Annotated in this window: 17 protein-coding genes; 5 read left to right on the top strand and 12 right to left on the bottom strand. The window is 65.7% G+C overall.

The window, feature by feature from the left end; genetic code table 11:
• Positions 1-91 precede the first annotated feature (91 nt).
• From ACZ1H8_RS13430 to ACZ1H8_RS13400, 7 genes are all read right to left on the bottom strand, one after another.
• Complete coding sequence (locus tag ACZ1H8_RS13430; protein WP_465177675.1) at positions 92-1,414, bottom strand: PQQ-like beta-propeller repeat protein; 1,323 nt, start codon at positions 1,412-1,414, stop codon at positions 92-94.
• Entirely contained in the window at positions 1,411-2,115 is a 705-nt protein-coding gene (locus tag ACZ1H8_RS13425) for a tetratricopeptide repeat protein (RefSeq protein ID WP_465177674.1), read from the bottom strand. The genes ACZ1H8_RS13430 and ACZ1H8_RS13425 overlap by 4 nt, the downstream gene beginning before the upstream one ends.
• 65 nt (positions 2,116-2,180) lie before the next feature.
• Complete coding sequence (panB, locus tag ACZ1H8_RS13420) at positions 2,181-3,038, bottom strand: 3-methyl-2-oxobutanoate hydroxymethyltransferase (protein WP_465177673.1); 858 nt, start codon at positions 3,036-3,038, stop codon at positions 2,181-2,183.
• 58 nt (positions 3,039-3,096) lie between these two features.
• Positions 3,097-3,747, bottom strand: a complete 651-nt coding sequence (locus tag ACZ1H8_RS13415) for a TIGR02466 family protein (protein ID WP_465177672.1) — start codon at positions 3,745-3,747, stop codon at positions 3,097-3,099.
• 39 nt (positions 3,748-3,786) lie between these two features.
• Complete coding sequence (locus ACZ1H8_RS13410; protein ID WP_465177671.1) at positions 3,787-4,131, bottom strand: ArsC family reductase; 345 nt, start codon at positions 4,129-4,131, stop codon at positions 3,787-3,789.
• Positions 4,128-4,559, bottom strand: a complete 432-nt coding sequence (locus tag ACZ1H8_RS13405; protein ID WP_465177670.1) for a GNAT family acetyltransferase — start codon at positions 4,557-4,559, stop codon at positions 4,128-4,130. Before ACZ1H8_RS13405 ends, ACZ1H8_RS13410 begins: the two co-directional genes overlap by 4 nt.
• The gene (locus ACZ1H8_RS13400; protein WP_465177669.1) at positions 4,556-5,197 is read right to left on the bottom strand and encodes a hypothetical protein; all 642 of its coding nucleotides are present in this window, start codon (positions 5,195-5,197) and stop codon (positions 4,556-4,558) included. The genes ACZ1H8_RS13405 and ACZ1H8_RS13400 overlap by 4 nt, the downstream gene beginning before the upstream one ends.
• A gap of 314 nt (positions 5,198-5,511) precedes the next feature.
• Here ACZ1H8_RS13400 and ACZ1H8_RS13395 point away from each other — a divergent pair, with 314 nt between their 5' ends.
• Both ACZ1H8_RS13395 and ACZ1H8_RS13390 read left to right on the top strand, forming a co-directional pair.
• Positions 5,512-6,009, top strand: a complete 498-nt coding sequence (locus ACZ1H8_RS13395; RefSeq protein ID WP_465177668.1) for a hypothetical protein — start codon at positions 5,512-5,514, stop codon at positions 6,007-6,009.
• A gap of 41 nt (positions 6,010-6,050) precedes the next feature.
• The gene (locus ACZ1H8_RS13390) at positions 6,051-6,629 is read left to right on the top strand and encodes a hypothetical protein (RefSeq protein ID WP_465177667.1); all 579 of its coding nucleotides are present in this window, start codon (positions 6,051-6,053) and stop codon (positions 6,627-6,629) included.
• A 34-nt stretch (positions 6,630-6,663) separates the two neighbouring features.
• Here ACZ1H8_RS13390 and ACZ1H8_RS13385 read toward each other — a convergent pair whose 3' ends face one another.
• Positions 6,664-7,554: a LysR family transcriptional regulator gene (locus tag ACZ1H8_RS13385; protein WP_465177666.1), complete on the bottom strand. Its 891-nt coding sequence runs from the start codon at positions 7,552-7,554 to the stop codon at positions 6,664-6,666.
• A gap of 145 nt (positions 7,555-7,699) precedes the next feature.
• On the opposite strand from ACZ1H8_RS13385, the gene ACZ1H8_RS13380 reads away from it, so the two are divergent.
• The 3 genes from ACZ1H8_RS13380 to ACZ1H8_RS13370 all read left to right on the top strand — a co-directional run bounded on the left by ACZ1H8_RS13380 (position 7,700) and on the right by ACZ1H8_RS13370 (position 12,568).
• Positions 7,700-9,241 (top strand): proton-conducting transporter transmembrane domain-containing protein, encoded by a 1,542-nt coding sequence (locus tag ACZ1H8_RS13380; protein WP_465177665.1) that lies wholly within the window; start codon positions 7,700-7,702, stop codon positions 9,239-9,241.
• A 10-nt stretch (positions 9,242-9,251) separates the two neighbouring features.
• Positions 9,252-11,687, top strand: a complete 2,436-nt coding sequence (locus ACZ1H8_RS13375; RefSeq protein WP_465177664.1) for a YbcC family protein — start codon at positions 9,252-9,254, stop codon at positions 11,685-11,687.
• A gap of 71 nt (positions 11,688-11,758) precedes the next feature.
• Entirely contained in the window at positions 11,759-12,568 is an 810-nt protein-coding gene (locus tag ACZ1H8_RS13370) for a DUF6671 family protein (RefSeq protein WP_465177663.1), read from the top strand.
• 36 nt (positions 12,569-12,604) lie between these two features.
• Here the strand turns inward: ACZ1H8_RS13370 and guaA are convergent, their stop codons facing one another.
• From guaA to rplQ, 4 genes are all read right to left on the bottom strand, one after another.
• Positions 12,605-14,161, bottom strand: coding sequence for a glutamine-hydrolyzing GMP synthase (gene guaA, locus ACZ1H8_RS13365; RefSeq protein WP_465177662.1), 1,557 nt, complete (start codon positions 14,159-14,161; stop codon positions 12,605-12,607).
• Positions 14,162-14,227: 66 nt separating this feature from the next.
• Positions 14,228-16,381 carry a prolyl oligopeptidase family serine peptidase gene (locus tag ACZ1H8_RS13360; protein ID WP_465177661.1) on the bottom strand — a complete coding sequence of 718 codons (2,154 nt, stop codon included), beginning with the start codon at positions 16,379-16,381 and terminating at the stop codon, positions 14,228-14,230.
• A 97-nt stretch (positions 16,382-16,478) separates the two neighbouring features.
• Complete coding sequence (locus ACZ1H8_RS13355; RefSeq protein ID WP_465177660.1) at positions 16,479-16,604, bottom strand: hypothetical protein; 126 nt, start codon at positions 16,602-16,604, stop codon at positions 16,479-16,481.
• 198 nt (positions 16,605-16,802) lie between these two features.
• Positions 16,803-17,225: a 50S ribosomal protein L17 gene (gene rplQ / locus ACZ1H8_RS13350; protein WP_465177659.1), complete on the bottom strand. Its 423-nt coding sequence runs from the start codon at positions 17,223-17,225 to the stop codon at positions 16,803-16,805.
• Between the last annotated feature and the right edge of the window lie 31 nt (positions 17,226-17,256).

The raw sequence follows: 17,256 nt of genomic DNA, 5'->3' as shown, positions 1-17,256 counted from the left end.
TTGAGGGCAGAATGGGAACGCCGAACGAAAAAGCGGCGGCAGGGTGTCCCCCGCCGCCGCCTGTTCATGGCGCTCCGCCAAGGCGAGCCGCTCACCGATAGGCGGTAAGCCGCCCCTTGTCGTCGAGCAGATAGAGCGTGCTGTTGGCCACCACCGGCGGCAGGGTCAGCGTCTCCTTGGTCCGGACGGTCGAGGTCACGCTGCCGTCCTTGATCGACGCGGAAACCATGTCGCCCTCGCTGCTGACCAGCAGCAGCCGGTTGCCGGCCAGGATCGGGCCGACCCAGTTGATCGGGTTCGTCTTCTTCTTTTCGTTGCGATAGCCGGGGAGCTGCGAGATCCACCGCACCTTGCCGCTGCCGCGCGACAGGCACATCAGCCGCGCATCGTCGGTCACGACGAAGATCCACTCGCCCGCCACCCAAGGGGTGGAGATGCCCGCGATATTCTGTTCCCACAGACGCGTGCCGCTGTTGATTTCCATCGCGACCATGCGTCCGCCCTGGCCGACGGCATAGACGCGCCCCTGGTCGATCACCGGTTCCGCGTCGATGTCGGACAGCGACGAGACCGAGGTCGAGATGCTGGAGCGCGACAGCACGTCGCCCCAGAGCGACCGGCCATTTTCGTAACGATAGGCGTTGAGCTCACCCGAGGAGAAGCCGGCGACGATCGTGCCTGCGGCCGAAGCCGGGGCGGCGACGCCGAAGACGCCCTGCGATTCCAGGCTGGCGGCGGCCGTCCAGACCACTTCGCCATCGGCCTGGTTCAGCGCGAATAGCTGATTGTCCTGGGTGACGACATAAATCTGGCCGTTGGCGATGCCGGGCGAACCGCGCAGCGGACCACCGGGACGCTTGCGCCACAACTCGGTGCCGTTGGTCGCGTCGAACGCAACGACGTCGCCCAGGCCGTTCGAGGCATAGACACGGCCACCCTCGACACTGGCGCCGCCGCCGAAGCGGGCGTTCTTGTTCTCGTCGCCCTTGATCGTGGTCGCAGTCCAGAGCTGAGCACCGGTATCCGCGGCGAAGGCATGGACCATGCCCTGCACGTCCATCACCACCAGGCGATTCTCGTCAATGGCAGGCGCGGCCGCCAGCCGCTCCTTCTTGTTGCCACCGGGAATGCTGACCGACCAGATTTTGGAGGGGTTCGCCGCCAGTTCCAGGTGGCCCATCGCCTTGGCGGCGTTGCCGCCCGGCTGGGTCCAGTTGGCATTGGGCGCGGCATCCGGCACCGTGACCTCGACGCCGGAGAGCGACGGATCGGCCAGAATCTCGTTCTCCGCCGCCAGGATCGGCACGCGCTGACCCACGGTCGGGGTCGTCTTCGTGCCGCCCTTGAAAATGCCGCAACCGCCCAGCGCCAGGAGCGCCGCGGCTGCCGTCGCTACCCTTAAACGGTTCTTCATTGAGCCTTCTTATCCTCGGTCTTGTCGTTCGCGTCCACGCCAAGTACGCCGGCCATCTGAACCGAGCGTTGACGGATCGTGTCGGGCACGAAGCCCTTGGACTGCGCGATCTGCGCGAAAATCTTGCCAGCCTCGAGCCGATTGCCCTGCTGCATATAGGCGGAGGCAACCAGCTCGCCCGCGGGGCCGAACCAGGGCGATTCGGCAATGGCGAGCGGCTTCATCCGGTCGATGATCTGCTGCGGCTGGAGCCCGTCATATTCGGCGATGGTCTGCTGGATCAGCGCGCGGTCGCGGAAGGGCTGCGGCAGCCTGGTGTCGGCGACCATTGCGGCGTAGAGCGCCGCGGCGCCCTTCGTGTCCTTCTTGTTCAGCAGCGCCTCGGCCTGGTTCAGCCGCGCCATCGCGCTGTAGCCGGGATTGCCATCCGCGGCGAGCTTGCTGAGGATCGGGTCGGCCTTGGTCGGCTGCGCGGCATCGGCCAGCGCCAGATCGAACTGCTCGCCCTGCTGGCCCGCGACCGCGTTGCTGCGGTGGCTGAAATAGAGATAGCCGGCGAACGCCACCAGACCGACGATGACCGCGCCCACCAGGATGCGGCCCCATTTGTTCCAGAAGCCGAGGAGTTGCTCGCGACGATATTCCTCGTCGACCTCGCGCATGAAGGTTTCTTCGGACGTGTTACTCGGGGGAAGCGCCAAGACTTACTCCATGGGTGGCATTCGATCGCGGCCGCAAGGCCGCCAGGATCGCCGCTGATAGCCCGTCAATCACGCGCCGCATAGACTTGTTCGGGTCCCGGAAAGGTCCGCGACCGCACGTCATTCGCATAGGTTTCAACCGCGGCGGAAATACGGCCGGCAAGATCGTCATATCGCTTCACGAACCGGGCGGTCCGTTCGAACATTCCCAGCATGTCGTCGATCACCAGAACCTGGCCGTCGCACTGGTTGGACGCCCCGATCCCGATGACGGGCACCGGCACCGCCGCGGTGATCTCGTTCGCCAGCGTCTCGACCACGCCTTCGGCGACGACCCCGAACGCGCCGGCCTCCGCGATTGCCCTGGCATCGTCGAGGATCTGGGCATGTTCGGCGTTGCTGCGTCCGCGCGCACCATAGCCGCCCAGCGCGTTGACCGCCTGGGGCGTCAGGCCGACATGACCCATGACCGGGATCCCGCGGCGCGTCAGGAACTCGACGACCGGAGCCATCGCCGTCCCGCCCTCCAGCTTGACGCCGGCGGCACCGGTTTCTGCCATCACCCGCGACGCGCTGGCAAAGGCGGCCTCCGGGCTCGCCTCGTAACTGCCGAACGGCATGTCGACGATCACCGCCGAACGATAGCTGCCCCGCACCACCGCCGCGCCATGTGCGATCATCATGTCCAGCGTGACCGGCAGGGTGGATGGAAGGCCATAGATCACCTGACCCAGGCTGTCGCCGACCAGCAGCATGTCGCAATGGGGGTCGAGCAGCTGCGCCATCCGCGTGGTGTAGGCGGTCAGCATCACGATCGGATCGCCACCCTTGCGATTGCGCAGTGCAGGAATCGTCACGCGCTTCTGCGGGCTGGGCGTCGGATTGGCGCGGCTGGTCGAGGTGTCGAGGGTCACATGGGACATGTGCCGCTCCTAGACCGGTCGCGCCCGCCGCACCAGTGGCGGGCATGTCCGCCCCGGCTCAGTTTCCCGCCGGCTGATTCACATAGAGGTTCATCGCGATCGAGATCCGCTCACCCTTGCCTTCATAGGGCCGGACGCCATGCCGCATCCAGGCAGGAAACAGGATCAGATCGCCGCGCCGGGGAGCGATGCGGAAGTCGGGATCCTGCGGCTGTCCATCGGTGCCCAGCGCACGAAAGCCGGGCCAGGTCATCTGCGGCAGGGGAAAGCGCGGATCCTCCAGATAGAGCTCACCGCCCTGCCCCGCCTCGCCCGTCGCGACATAATAGACCGCCGCCCACAGCACGCCGGGATGCGCGTGGCTCATGTTCAGCGCGCCGGGCGGGGAGACATTGGCCCACATCCGCACCGACCAGTCGGGCTGGGTCCCGGTGAAGTGCGACATGCGCTTCGCCGCGCGGATCGCCATGTCGGCCAGCTTCGCCGCGGCAGGGCCACCCCAATCGAGCATGTCGGTCCTGGAATGCCAGCCGCCGACATTGGACCGCGCGATCCCGGCGTCCGCATCGCGCCGCGTGCGGATCGCCGCTTCCAGCGCGGCGCTGAGCGGTTCGGAGTCCGTCAGTTGTCCATGGAGGATCGTCGTCTCGAACAGGCCGTGCTGGGCAGCGCGAACGCGGATCGACTCGAAGGCGGCTGGGTCGCTCATGCCGCCCCCTTGCCGCGTCGTGCCCCGCGCGTCACCCGGTTACAGGAGCGCGCGGGCGTAGAGATCCGGGTTGAACCCGATCAGCACCCCGCCGGGATATTCGAGTACCGGGCGCTTGATCATCGACGGCTGGTCCAGCATCAACGCGATCGCGCTGTCCCGATCGACCGCGGCCCGGACCTCGTCGGGCAGCTTGCGGAAGGTGGTCCCGGCGCGGTTGAGCACCGTTTCCCACCCCGCAGCCTCGATCCATTTGATCAGCCGCGCCCGGTCGACGCCTTCCTTCTTATAGTCGTGGAACTGATAGGCGATGCGATGCTCGTCCAGCCAGGTGAAGGCCTTCTTCATCGTGTCGCAGTTCTTGATGCCGTGGATCGCGATCATGATCCCTCCTTGCCGATGAAGCGACCAAGCGTCACCACCTTTTGCCGCTCGAGCCCGAGCGCCTCGTAAAAGCCGAGCGCGGCGGCATTGTCCTCGCGCACCATCAACTGGATCTTGGGCGCGCCGCAGTCGCGCAGCCAGTCCTCGGCCGCCGCCATCAATGCCCGGCCGATCCCGCCGCGCTGCCGATCCGGCGCCACCGCGAGATAATAGACCCAGCCGCGATGCCCGTCATAGCCGACCATGACGCTGCCGAGCAGCCCGGCGCCATCCCCTCCGTCATCGCGCATGACCAGCACCGCGGAGTCGGTGCCGGCCAGCGCCCGCGCGAAGTCCGCTGCCGAATCGTTCCATGGCCGCGTCAGCCCGCACTCCTGCCAAAGGGCAATCACGGCACCCTGGTCTGCCTCCGTTGCGGGAGCGATCACCGGAAGATGCAACTATTGCCCGCCCAGAGCCGGGTGACCGTGCCGGCGGGGGCATCCGCGGAGAGAAGGCCAGACAATCCACCCGTGTTGAACTCGACACTCAGACTGCTGTTCGCCTGGACATCGACGCTGGCCTTTTCGCGCATTGCCTTCAGCGTCGATCCGATGCCGACGCCAGATGAAGAGGTGAAGCTACCACCCCCGTCGGGCGCGACGTCCCACCCGGCAAAACGTCCTTCGAGAAAGTAGAGCGTCAGCCCGCCGTTGAACTCGGCCATGCCCATAGGACCCGCACCGCACTGATCATTATGGCTGACCCCGGTCTGCTCGCCCAGGGCACCGCGCACTGCGTCGAGCGTCTCGGCGCGCGGCGTATCGAACGCGACGAGGCGATCGCCGCCGCTGGCATCGGCGATCCGTAGCCCGCGGGCGGCCAGCTTCACCGACTCGGCCGAACCAACCGAGCCGTTGCCGATGGCATCGGCGCCATTGTCGACGATGCCATCGGGGACGATGAACTCACCGCCATTATCGGCCTGTGCGGTGATATTGCCCCTTTCGCTCTCATTGCCATCCCGGCCGCAGCCTGACAGCAGCGCAAGCGCGGCCAGGCCCGTGACGAGCGCCAAGCGTCTCATATCGTTCATCCTTTACGCCCGCCCCGCTGCGAACAACGCAGTCTCTCATCTGCGCGCGCCGCTGGCAACGATCCGCGCGGCGGTGGGACGATTTGCCCGGGTGGCTGTCAGACGGGGCGTGCCAAGTCCGTCCATATCGGTGACGATCCTGGTCCGCTCCGGCTCTGGCAGAGGAACCGGGCAAGTCCCGGCCCCGTTTCAGGTGGAAGCCGGAATTGGAGATGATGCGCCTGAGGTTTCCCGCACGAGCGTCAGCCGCATTGCTGATCGCTACGTTGGCATTGTCAGGCTGCCAGCCGGACTCGGGAGGAGAGATGCGCCCCGTCAAAACTGACGGGGTCACAATCGAGGACGGCAAGATGGCGGTGTTGACGGACGGCCATTTGGAAGCACGGATTACTGCGCGCTGGTCGGACACCGGCTCGAATTCGATGATCATCCGGTATCGCAACATCGGCATAAAACCGATGACTCTTGCGATGAAAGGCATCGGGATGCGTCACACGCTCGGTGAGGCGGGACTGCACACCGCCGTCGATGTAACCAATGTTGATCTGGCCGATTCGCGTGAAGATAATGATTTAGCCAGGACGCTCTATTCTCCTGATGGCAAAGCGTATGAAGGTGGCCTCGCGCCCGGGGTGCTGGAGGTGCCGATTGGCGCGACGCGCATCGTCGATGCTGATCTGACCCCCTTTTCCAACAGCAGGCGGGTTTTGCGCGGCGATCGGGTGATGGTCGTCATCCCGATGGCCTCTCGAAGCGTCGAGCTGCCCTTCACCGCAGTTCGGCCACCCTGGATGTTCTGGTGACGCTTCATGCTCACCGGGAGCGCAGCCCTATCGGGCCAATAATGCGCGCGTCAGCGATGCTAGCTGTCGCGGTGGCAGCGCTATCTGCCTGTCAGCCCGACTCGGGCGGAGACCTGCATCCGGTGGCGTCTGCCGGGATCAGGGTTGAAGACCGTAAGTTCGCTGTTCTGAACGACAGTGCGGTGGAAGCGCGAGTGAGCGCCCGCTGGTCCGACACCGGCTCGAATTCCATGGTGATCCGATATCACAACGGGGGGACGACGACCGTGAAGATTCCGGTCAAGGCCATCCATATGCGTCATGCTATCGGTGAGGCCTATGTGCGCACTGTGATAGACCGCACAGGCGTCGACATGATGGATAACCGCGAAGATAACGATCAAGGCAAGACGCTGTTCTCGTTGAATGGCGAGGCCGATGGCGGGGGGCAGGGAAGCGGTGTGCTCGAAGTGCCGGCCGGCGCAACGCGCGAAATCGACGCGTTTCTGACCAGCTTCGCAAATGAAGGACGCGTCGCTACCGGCGACCCTGTAACCGCAACTGTCCCACTGGTGGGGCGCAACGTCGAGGTTGCGTTCACCGCACGGGCGCCCTCGCTGCTACCCTGGACCCTTGATTGAAGTCGCTGGCGAGCCCGGCCGCCCCTGCGGAACGCTACAGGCCTTCCGACGCGCCCGGAGTTTCAAGAAGCAGGCGGGCCAGGGGGTTGGGAAAGCGCCGGGACATGGTGACCGCGTAGAAGGTCTCGACAATGCCAGGCAGTTGATCGCCCTCGACCAGCACGCCCGCCGCGATCTCGTCCTTGACGACGATCGGTGGAAGGACTGCCAGCCCGATATCCTCGCGGGCGAGGAGGCGCATCATTGCCATGTCCTCGACCTCGGCCACGATCTGCGGCCGTACGCCCAGGCGATCCGCAAGCGAGTCGAATCCCGTTCGGACGCCGGTGTCCATCGTTGGCAGGATGATCGGTTGGGTCGCCAGCCGATCCGCCAGGCTGGCGGCGTGCCCCAGGCGATCGGGCGTACCCACGAGGCTGACCGCGCGCTCGGCCAGCCGATGGGTGACAAACGGCGTCAGCGCGTCGCCCGGCGGTGCCTGGTTCAGCAATACGATATCCAGGTTCAGCGCCTCCAGCGCCCGTAGCAACTCGCCCGCACTGCCTGACCGGAGAATGAGGTCGATGTCGGTGCGGCCAAGGATGGGGCGCAGGAACTCCATCTGGAAATTGCGCGACAGCGTGGCGAGCGAGCCGACGCGCAGCGCCTGACGCGCTGCCCCTGTCTGTCGCAGCGTACCCAGCATGTCGTCGCCGGTCGCGAAGATCGCATCGGCATGGTCGAGGGCGATCTGGCCGGCCTCGGTCAGATGGAGTTGCCGTCCGCGACGGTCGAACAGGGCGTGGCCCAATTGTGCCTCGAGCTTCCGGATCTGCACCGAGAGCGCCGACTGGGTGAGGTTCAGCCGCTCCGCAGTTCGGGTCAGATTCCCGTCATGCGCGACCGCCCAGAAATAGCGGAGATGGTTGTAGTTGAGCCCGGCCATCGTTCGATATTAGCGAACGACACGGCGCCAACAATGCATTATTTTTTGCATTTGCCCGCGGCTACCGGAGGCGTCCCAAACACAAGAGACATGGGGTGCTGCCTTGTCGCCATATCTGTTACCGCTTTTTGCACCGCTGCTGCTGTTGACGGCCGCCGTCCCTGGACTGGTGTCCGCCGGCCGCCGCCCCGCCGCGGTGCCTTTCATCGCAGAGAGCGCCGCCTTCTGCGCGTTGATAATCGCGCTCGCTTCGCTCGCTCTGCTGTTCTGGCACGGCCCCGGAGAAAGCGCCCTGATCGGATGGCATGGCATCGGCCTGTCGGCACGGCTCGATGCAGTGAGCACCACCATGCTGCTCCTCGTGGCGTTCATCGGCTGGATCGTGGTGCGCTACGCACGCACCTATCTCGATGGCGAGGCGCGGCAGGGCTATTTCACCGGATGGTTGTGCACTGCGCTGGCGGCGGTCCTGCTGCTCGTCCAGGCGGGCAATCTGGTCCAGCTGGTCGGCGGCTGGGTCGCAACGAGCAGCGCGCTGCATCGACTGCTTCTCTTCTACCCCGAGCGGATCGCCGCCCAGCGCGCAGCCCGCAAGAAGCGTCTATTCTCGACGATCGGCGCGGTCGCACTCATCTGCACGGCCTTCTTGGTCTGGATCGACTACGGCACCACCGATATCGCCGCGATCAACACGCTGGCGAGACTGGGCGAAGGCTCGTGGCTGACTCCCGCGGCGGCGGCGCTGCTTGCGATCGCCGCGCTGCTGAAGTCGGCGCAGTTTCCGACCCAGGGCTGGCTGACCGAGGTGATGGAGGCGCCGACGCCCGTCTCGGCCCTACTCCACGCAGGAGTGATCAATGCCGGTGGCTTCCTGCTGATCCGGTTTGCCGATGTGATGGTCAGTGCCCCCGGCGTGCTCGCCGCGTTGGCAATGCTTGGTGGCTTTACCGCATTGTTCGGCGCATTGGTGATGCTGACCCAACCGGCGATCAAGACCTCGCTTGCCTGGTCGACGGTCGCACAAATGGGGTTCATGCTCCTTCAGTGCGGGCTTGCGCTCTTCCCGCTCGCCCTGCTCCACATCGTCGCCCACTCGCTCTACAAGGCGCACGCCTTCCTGTCCTCCGGCGGGGCGGTCGAGCAGGTGGCGGCCATTCGCCGACCCGGGCCGGTCGCGGTCCCTGACGCCGCGGCGGTCGGCAAGGCGTTCCTGATCGCGCTCGCGCTCTATGCCGGGATCGGTGCCGCCTTCGGACTTGCCTTCGGGTTCGAGCACAAGTCGCCTCAGGCGCTGGCACTCGGCGCCATCCTGATCTTCGGCGTCGCCTATCTGCTTGCCCAGGGGATGGCAGATTCGGCGCCTCGTCCGTTGCTACGCAAGACCGCAATCTATGCCGTCGCCGCAGCAATCGGATATTTCGCGCTCCAGACCGCAGCGGAATGGCTGACCGCCGGAGTTCTGCCGGCGACTCCGGCCCCCGGCCCCTTGCAATGGACGCTGATGGCGCTCGCGGTGCTCAGCTTCGGTCTGGTCGCGGTTGCCCAGGCGCTGTTCCCGCTCTGGGCACCCCACCCGGCCGCCGCGGGTCTCCGCGTCCACCTTTCAAACGGCCTCTACGCCAACGCCATGATCGACCGGATCCTGGGCGGCTGGAGCCTCGACACGCCGTCCAATCACACGCGCTAGGACTTTATCGATGCTGAAGACCCTCACCCCTTCGCGGCTGCTGTGTCCCGATCTCGTTATCGAGGCGGCCGACCGCGCGGCGCGTGCCATTCCGCCGCTCTGGCCGCTATCCTCGAATGTCGCCGTCAATCCCTTTCTCGGCCAGACGAGCGACCCGCTTGCAACTACCGCGGCGCGTTTGCGGCGCGTCGCCGGCGTCCACCTGACGATGCCGCGCCCCTGGTATGCCCAAAAACTTCAGTCAGGCGAGATTGCCGAGGAAGCGTTGAAGGCGTCGTTCGAAGCCGCTCCGGCGGCACTCCGGCCGCCGAGCTTCGCGGCGCTGAAGCACGCGGTGCAGAGCGAGCGCATCGCTGCCCGGGCGATGCCGACCCTTGCCGACCTTGCGGGCGATGCCACTGCAACCGACTGGACGGCCATCGTCAACGACCGCATCAGCCACTGGGCGGCTGGCCATTTCGACGAGGGCCAGGCGCTTTGGACCAGAGCAGGTGCGGACAGCGCCTATGACGCCTGGCGCATGGTGGCGACGCACGACCTGACGCCCGAGATCGCCGGACTGGCCGGATTTGCGCAGACCGTGGCCGATGCGCCGGGAGATGCCGAAGGCGCGCTGATCGAATGCGTCGCCAGGCTCGGGCTACCTGCGGCTGCGCTGGAAAGCTATTTCCACCGGCTGTTGAGTTCGATGGGCGGCTGGAGCCAACTCGCGCGCTATCGCCTGTGGCAGGCCGAACTTTACGGCGAAAGCGATAAGTCCGTGACGGATCTGCTCGCCATCCGGCTGATCTGGGAAACGGCCCTGCTGACTCAATTCGGATCCGCCATCGAACCGCAGTGGCAGGCGACTGTCGCCGCCTATGCCGAGCCTGTCGAGGCAACGCCCGACGATGTGATCGACGCGATCCTTCAGGAGGCAGCCGAACGGACGGCGCAGCGGCGACTGGCCGCCTGCCTTGCCGAGTCCTCGTCGACCCCGGCGCCCGAGGGTCGGCCCGAATTGCAGATGGCGTTCTGCATCGATGTCCGGTCCGAAGTGTTCCGCCGGGCGCTGGAAAGCCTCGATTCCGGGATCTCGACCTTGGGCTTTGCCGGATTCTTCGGACTGGGAATCGGCCATCGTCGCTTCGCCTCCGACATCGTCGAGGCACGGCTTCCTGTCCTACTGATTCCCGGCGTTGAGACCTGCTCGGGACACGCGACACCATCGGAAGATCAGGCGGATCTGGGTGCGCGGATCACGGCGCGCGCCTCACGCGCCTGGGGCCGCTTCAGGATGGCGGCGATTTCCTCCTTCGCGTTCGTCGAGGCTGCCGGTCCGACCTATATCGCGAAGCTCATCCGCGATGGACTGGCATTGAAGCACCGCGCCGCACCGGACGACCCCGCCCCTCGGCCGGCGCATGATCTCGATCTCGAGACCCGGCTCACGATGGCGACGAGCATCCTCAAGGCCATGTCGCTCACAAGCGGTTTCGCACGACTGGTTCTGCTGACCGGGCACGGTGCCAATGTGGTCAACAATCCCCATGCCAGCGCGCTGCATTGCGGCGCGTGTGGTGGCTATTCGGGCGAGGTGAATGCGCGGCTGCTAGCTTCGTTGCTCAACCAGCGCGATGTGCGGGCCGGTCTGAACAAGCGCGGCATCGCGATTCCGGAAGATACGCTGTTCGTGGGCGCGCTGCACGACACAACGACCGACGAGGTCAGGCTCTACGTCGCCGATCAGAACGTTGCCGATCATGTCGGAGACATTGCGCGGGCCGAGCGCTGGCTGAAGGCGGCGGGTGCACTTGCGCGCGCCGAACGCGCGCTGCGGCTCCCTCGCGCGTCGCACGGGCACGACGTTGCCTACCGGGCGCGCGACTGGGCCGAGCTTCGTCCCGAATGGGCGCTGGCCGGCTGCCAGGCCTTTATCGCGGCACCGCGGTCACGGACGTCCGGGCGGGATCTCGCCGGGCGGGCGTTCCTTCATGACTATGACTGGCGCAGCGACGAGGGCTTCGGCATCCTGGAGTTGATCCTCACGGCGCCGGTCGTCGTCGCCAGCTGGATCAGCCTGCAATATTATGGGTCGACCGTCGCGCCCGATGTCTTCGGAGCCGGCAACAAGCTGCTCCACAATGTGACCGGTGGCATCGGGGTGGTCGAGGGCAATGGCGGGCTTCTTCGTACGGGGCTGCCATGGCAGTCGGTCCATGACGGCGAGAAGCTGACGCACGAGCCCCTTCGGTTGTCGGTGCTGATCGAGGCCCCGCGCGAGGCGATCAGCGCGATACTGGAGCGCCATCCAGAGGTCCGCGCGCTGTTCGACAATCTCTGGCTGCATCTGTTCGCGGTCGATGAGCATGGCCGCATGGCCTGGCGCTACGTCGGCGACCTGCAGTGGGAGGGGTGCGATCGCCATCACCACGAGGTTCGACACCTTGAACCGGTGCCGGCGTGAGCGATAGTGAGTCGCGTCCTTTCGCCGCCCAGTCCGCTCCCTACGCCGGTCGGCATGCCGTTTTCGCCACCATGCACGGCAAGGAAGCGGCGGTCGCGAATATCATGCTCGACCGGCTCGGCCTGACGGTCGTACCTGCGCGCGGTATCGACACGGATGCGCTTGGGACGTTCACCGGAGAGATCGCTCGCGCCGGCACCATCCGCGATGCCGCGATCGCAAAGGCCAGGCTGGGGATGAAGGCGACCGGCCTGTCGCTCGGGATGGCGAGCGAAGGCAGCTATGGTCCGCACCCGCATATCCCGTTCATCCCGGGCGGGATCGAACTGATGGTCCTGGTCGACGACGCGCAGGGTCTCGTGGTCTCCGAATATCTGGTCGAGGACGCGCCGATGTTCGATCATGTCTTCGCGCGGCCGGAGGATAACCTGCACCCCTTTCTGGAGCGGGTGAGATTTCCCGATCATGCGCTGATCGTGAAGGCGGGCGAGAAGCCGTCGGGGCCGATCCACAAGGGTCTACGCCGCCACAACGATCTCGACTCAGCCATCAGGGAGTGCGCCGGGCGATCGCTGGACGGTCGTGCCCTGATCCAGACCGACATGCGCGCACACATGAACCCCACGCGGATGGCGACGCTTGCCAAGCTGGCGCAACGCCTTGCCGACCGGATCGCCATACCCTGCCCCGCATGCGCCATGCCCGGCTATGGGCATGTCGGCGTCGAAACCGGTCTGCCCTGCGCAGCATGCGGGGCGCCGAGCATCCTGGTCCGCCATCAGCTGTACGGATGCTCCAGCTGCGACCACCGGGAACGTCGTCCGCGACCCGATGGGCGTCGCCATGCCGATCCGGGGCATTGCCCCGAATGCAACCCGTGATCCGCTACCGATCAGCCCCGGCGCCGATCGTTGCGGTCACTCCCATTCGATCGTGCCGGGCGGCTTCGAGGTATAGTCGTAGGTGACGCGGTTGATTCCCTTCACCTCGTTGACGATCCGCGTCGCGACGCGGGGCAGGAAGTCGCCGGGGAACTGATAGGCGACCGCGGTCATGCCGTCGGTCGAGGTCACCGCGCGCAGCGCCAGCACCGAATCATAGGTGCGGCCATCGCCCATCACCCCGACGCTGCGCACCGGCAGCAGCACCGCGAACGCCTGCCAGATCGCATCGTAGAGACCAGCGTTGCGAATCTCCTCGAGGTAGATCGCATCGGCCTTGCGGAGGATGTCGCAGCGTTCCTTGGTCACTTCGCCGGGCATGCGGATCGCCAGGCCCGGCCCGGGGAACGGATGCCTTCCGACGAAGATGTCGGGCAGGCCAAGCTCGCGGCCCAGCGCACGGACCTCGTCCTTGAACAGCTCGCGCAGCGGCTCGACCAGCTTCATCTTCATCCGCTCGGGCAGCCCGCCGACATTGTGGTGGCTCTTGATCGTCACCGACGGGCCGCCGGTGAAGCTGACGCTCTCGATCACATCGGGATAGAGCGTCCCCTGCGCCAGGAAGTCGGCGCCGCCGATCTTGCGGGCTTCGTCGTCGAACACGTCGATGAAGGTCTTGCCGATGAACTTACGCTTGGCTTCGGGATCGGTAAGCCCCGCGAGACCCGACAGGAACAGGGTCTCCGCGTTCACATGGACCAGCGGGATATTGTAATGGCCGCGGAACAGGCTGACGACCTGATCGGCCTCGCCGCTGCGCATCAGGCCGTGGTCGACGAAAACGCAGGTCAGCTGCTCGCCGATCGCCTCGTGGATCAGCACCGCCGCGACCGCACTGTCGACGCCGCCCGACAGGCCGCAGATCACCCGCCCGCTTCCGACCTGATCGCGAATCTCCTGGATCTTGGCGGCGCGGAACTCCGCCATCGTCCAGTCGCCGCTGAGACCGCAGACATGACGCACGAAATTGGCGAGGAAGCGTGCGCCGTCGGGCGTGTGCACCACTTCCGGGTGGAACTGGGTCGCGTAATAGCGGCGCGCATCATCGGCGACGACTGCGAAGGGCGATCCCGGGCTGACCGCCACCGGACGGAAGCCGGGCGCAAGCTCGGTCACCTTGTCGCCATGGCTCATCCACACCTGATGCTTCTCGTCGACCTGCCACAGGCCGTCGAACAGCACGCACTCGTCCTGGATGGTGATATAGGCGCTGCCGAACTCGCCGCTGTCGCCCTGACGCACGGTGCCGCCGAGCTGTTCCATCATCACCTGCTGGCCATAGCAGATGCCGAGCACGGGAAGACCCGAGTCGAAGATTTCCTGCGGCACGCGCGGGCTGCCCTCGTCGAGGACCGAGGCGGGCGAGCCGGAGAGGATGATCCCCTTCGGCTTCATCCGGGCGAAAGCCTCGGCAGCGGTCGTGAAGGGGGCGATCTCGCTATAGACGCCCGCCTCGCGCACGCGGCGCGCGATCAGCTGGGTGACCTGACTTCCGAAATCGACGATGAGGATGGAATCGGCATGATGGTTCATGCCCTGCGCGCATAGCAGATGAAGGCGCGAGGGGAAGGGGCCGTCTGGCCCCCTCCCCCAATTTCGTCAGCGCTTCCTGACATCGAGGCCGGTCCAGCGTGCCGCGAAGGCATAGAGGTCCGAGGTTTCCTCGATGATCTTGTCGGTCGGCTTGCCCGAACCATGGCCGGCGCGGGTTTCGATGCGGACGAGATGCGGCTTGTCGCCGATATCGGCCGCCTGCAGCGCCGCGACATATTTGAACGTGTGCCCCGGCACCACGCGATCGTCGGTGTCGGCGGTGGTCGCCAGGATCGCGGGATAGGTCCGGCCGCCCTTGATGTTGTGATAGGGCGAGTAGCTGTAGAGCTTGCGGAAATCGGCTTCCTTCGACGGATAGCCATAATCGTCGACCCAGTAGCGGCCGGCGGTCCAGCGATCGAAGCGCAGCATGTCCATCACGCCGACGGCGGGCAGTGCGGCAGCGAACAGGTCGGGACGCTGGTTGACCACAGCGCCGATGAGCAGGCCGCCGTTCGAGCCGCCCTGGATCGCAAGCTGGCCCTTGCCGGTGATGCCTTCGCGGATCAGGAACTCGCCCGCGCCGATGAAGTCGTCGAACACATTCTGCTTGTTCTGCAGCCGGCCACCATCATGCCATGCCTTGCCATATTCGCCGCCGCCGCGGATGTTGGCGAGGACGAACACCCCGCCCTGTTCCATCCAGGCGATGCGCGAAGCGGAGAAGCTGGGCGTATAGGCGACGTTGAAGCCGCCATAGCCCCACAGCAGCGTCGGCGCCGGGCCGGTCGTGTTCTTGTGCCGCACGATGAACACCGGCACGCGCGTCCCGTCCTTCGACGCGAAGAAGCGTTGCTCGACCTTGTAGTCGTCGGGGTTGAAGGCGACCTTGGGCTGGGCCCAGACCGTCGCCTTGTTCGTGGCGACGTCATAGCGATAGACCGCGGTCGGCATATTGAAGCTGGTGAAGGAGAAGAAGGTCTCCGGCTTGTCCTGATCACCGCCGAAGCCCGACGCGGTGCCGATGCCGGGCAGGCTGACGACGCCGTCAGGCTTGCCCTCCATGGTGTAGCGACGGACCTCGGTCTTCGCGTCGACCAGATAGGACAGGATCAGCCGGCCGCCGACGATCGTGGCTTGGCCGAGCGTCGCCTTGCTTTCGGGCACGATCTCCTTCGGCGTCAGATCGTCCGAGGCGATGTCGATCGTCACCACCCGCTCGCGCGGGGCACCGGCATTCGTCGAGAAATAGAAGACCGAGCCGACATTGCCGATCGGGGTCCAGTCGTTCTTCAACTCGCCGATGATCTGCTTCGGCTTGAGCTGCGGGTCCTTCAGGTCGATGACATGGACGAGGTTGCGGTTATCGGTGCCCTCGGTCGTGCTGATGACCAGATAGCGGCCGTCATCGGTCAGATTGGCATAATGGCCAAGCTTCGGCTTGTCGGGCGTCTCGTAGATCAGCCGGTCGGCGCTCTGCGGCGTGCCGAGCTTGTGGAAATAGACCTTGTGGTTCTCGTTCAGCGCCTGGAACTTGGCGTCCGCCGGCGGCTCGGGATAGCGCGAATAATAGAAGCCCGAGCCGTCCTTGGCCCAGCTGGCGCCCATGCCGTATTTCGCCCAGCTGACCTCGTCGCCGGTCTCCTTGCCGGTGGCGACGTCGATCACCTTCATCGTCCGCCAGTCGCTGCCGCCGTCCTGGATCGAATAGAGCAGCAGCTTGCCGTCCTCGGAGGGCTGCCATTCGGCCAGCGCCGTCGCGCCGTCCTTCGACCAGCCATTGGGATCGATCAGCACCCGGCCCGGACCGTCGAGCGAGTCGCGCACCCACAGCACGGCCTGATTCTGCAGTCCGCTGTTGCGCGAATAGAAATAATGCGCGCCCTTGTGCGTGGGCGTTCCGAACCGCTCATAATCGAACAGCTGCTTGATGCGCTCGGCGAACAGGCCGCGCGCCGGCAGCGTCGCGAGATAGGCGTCGGTGACCTTGTTCTCGGCGGCGACCCAGGCGGCGACCTCGGCGTCGTTGCGGACGTCATTCTCCAGCCAGCGATACGGATCCGCCACCTTCACCCCGAACTGCTCGTCGACCACATCGACCCGGCGCGTCTCGGGATAGGCGATCTTCGGCATGGTCGCGGCTGACTCCTGAACGGTCTGGGCAATGACGGGGCTGGTGGTGACGAGCAACAGGGGTATCAGCGCGGAAAGGCGACGCATTCAGGATCTCCGGAGATGAATGTCCGCATCCTAGGGCGCCGATCCTCCCGACTCAATCACATGTGGTATCCGAGGTTACGAATCCGGGGGGCGCGCCTCAGCCGATGCCGAGGCCGGTCTGGGGCACCGCCCAGAGCAGCGCGCCAAGCGGCGCGAGCGCGAAGCCGATCGGGATGATGGCGCCGAGCAGCGGTGTCGGTGCGGGGTCGTGACGGGATTTCATCTGCTGTCTCCGCCGCGGCGCCTCACCAGATCAGGCGCGCCGTGGCCGAGCGTGGAGATGGGGACTGGATGAGATTTCGCTCTTCGACAAAAACTTGCGAACGCGAAACGAACACTATGTGCCCCCGCCCCTTGCAGAACAGAGAAAGGGCGGCCGCACCATCGTGCGACCGCCCTTCCCAGACTTCCTCAAGGTCGATCAGGCTGCCTGATCGAAATCCTCGTCGGTCAGCACCGGGCCCGAATCCTGGCCCTTGGCCGAGACGTCGCGGTCGACGAACTCGATGATCGCCATCGGCGACGCGTCCGAAGCGCGCGGGCCGGTCTTGATGATGCGCGTGTAGCCGCCGTTACGATCGGCATAACGCGATGCCAGCACGTCGAACAGCTTCACCAGCTGCGCATCGTCGAGCAGACGGGCGTGCGCCAGACGACGGTTCGACAGGCCACCCTTCTTGGCGAGGGTGATCAGCTTCTCGATATACGGACGCAGTTCCTTCGCCTTGGCAACGGTGGTGGTGATCTGCTCGTGCTTGATGAGCGCGGCGCTCATATTGCGGAACAGGGCCGCGCGATGGGCCGAAGTGCGCTGCAGCTTACGGCCGCCAACCTTATGACGCATGTGTCTTTCCTTCGTTCGTTAAGGGGCCGTT

The sequence above is a fragment of the Sphingomonas sp. BL-S-25 genome (assembly GCF_055521555.1).
The sequence above is the reverse complement of the archived record's forward strand: the minus strand, read 5'-3'. Positions and strand labels throughout refer to the sequence as shown.

Excerpts from the sequence above, each read along its gene's own strand:
- ACZ1H8_RS13395 (WP_465177668.1), top strand. The coding sequence starts at position 5,512 with ATGCGCCCCGTCAAAACTGACGGGGTCACAATCGAGGACGGCAAGATG.
- ACZ1H8_RS13370 (WP_465177663.1), top strand. The coding sequence starts at position 11,759 with ATGCACGGCAAGGAAGCGGCGGTCGCGAATATCATGCTCGACCGGCTC.
- ACZ1H8_RS13430 (WP_465177675.1), bottom strand. The coding sequence starts at position 1,414 with ATGAAGAACCGTTTAAGGGTAGCGACGGCAGCCGCGGCGCTCCTGGCG.
- ACZ1H8_RS13400 (WP_465177669.1), bottom strand. The coding sequence starts at position 5,197 with ATGAGACGCTTGGCGCTCGTCACGGGCCTGGCCGCGCTTGCGCTGCTG.
- ACZ1H8_RS13375 (WP_465177664.1), top strand. The coding sequence starts at position 9,252 with ATGCTGAAGACCCTCACCCCTTCGCGGCTGCTGTGTCCCGATCTCGTT.
- guaA (WP_465177662.1), bottom strand. The coding sequence starts at position 14,161 with ATGAACCATCATGCCGATTCCATCCTCATCGTCGATTTCGGAAGTCAG.
- ACZ1H8_RS13390 (WP_465177667.1), top strand. The coding sequence starts at position 6,051 with ATGCGCGCGTCAGCGATGCTAGCTGTCGCGGTGGCAGCGCTATCTGCC.
- panB (WP_465177673.1), bottom strand. The coding sequence starts at position 3,038 with ATGTCCCATGTGACCCTCGACACCTCGACCAGCCGCGCCAATCCGACG.
- ACZ1H8_RS13385 (WP_465177666.1), bottom strand. The coding sequence starts at position 7,554 with ATGGCCGGGCTCAACTACAACCATCTCCGCTATTTCTGGGCGGTCGCG.
- ACZ1H8_RS13360 (WP_465177661.1), bottom strand. The coding sequence starts at position 16,381 with ATGCGTCGCCTTTCCGCGCTGATACCCCTGTTGCTCGTCACCACCAGC.
- ACZ1H8_RS13410 (WP_465177671.1), bottom strand. The coding sequence starts at position 4,131 with ATGATCGCGATCCACGGCATCAAGAACTGCGACACGATGAAGAAGGCC.
- rplQ (WP_465177659.1), bottom strand. The coding sequence starts at position 17,225 with ATGCGTCATAAGGTTGGCGGCCGTAAGCTGCAGCGCACTTCGGCCCAT.
- ACZ1H8_RS13355 (WP_465177660.1), bottom strand. The coding sequence starts at position 16,604 with ATGAAATCCCGTCACGACCCCGCACCGACACCGCTGCTCGGCGCCATC.
- ACZ1H8_RS13415 (WP_465177672.1), bottom strand. The coding sequence starts at position 3,747 with ATGAGCGACCCAGCCGCCTTCGAGTCGATCCGCGTTCGCGCTGCCCAG.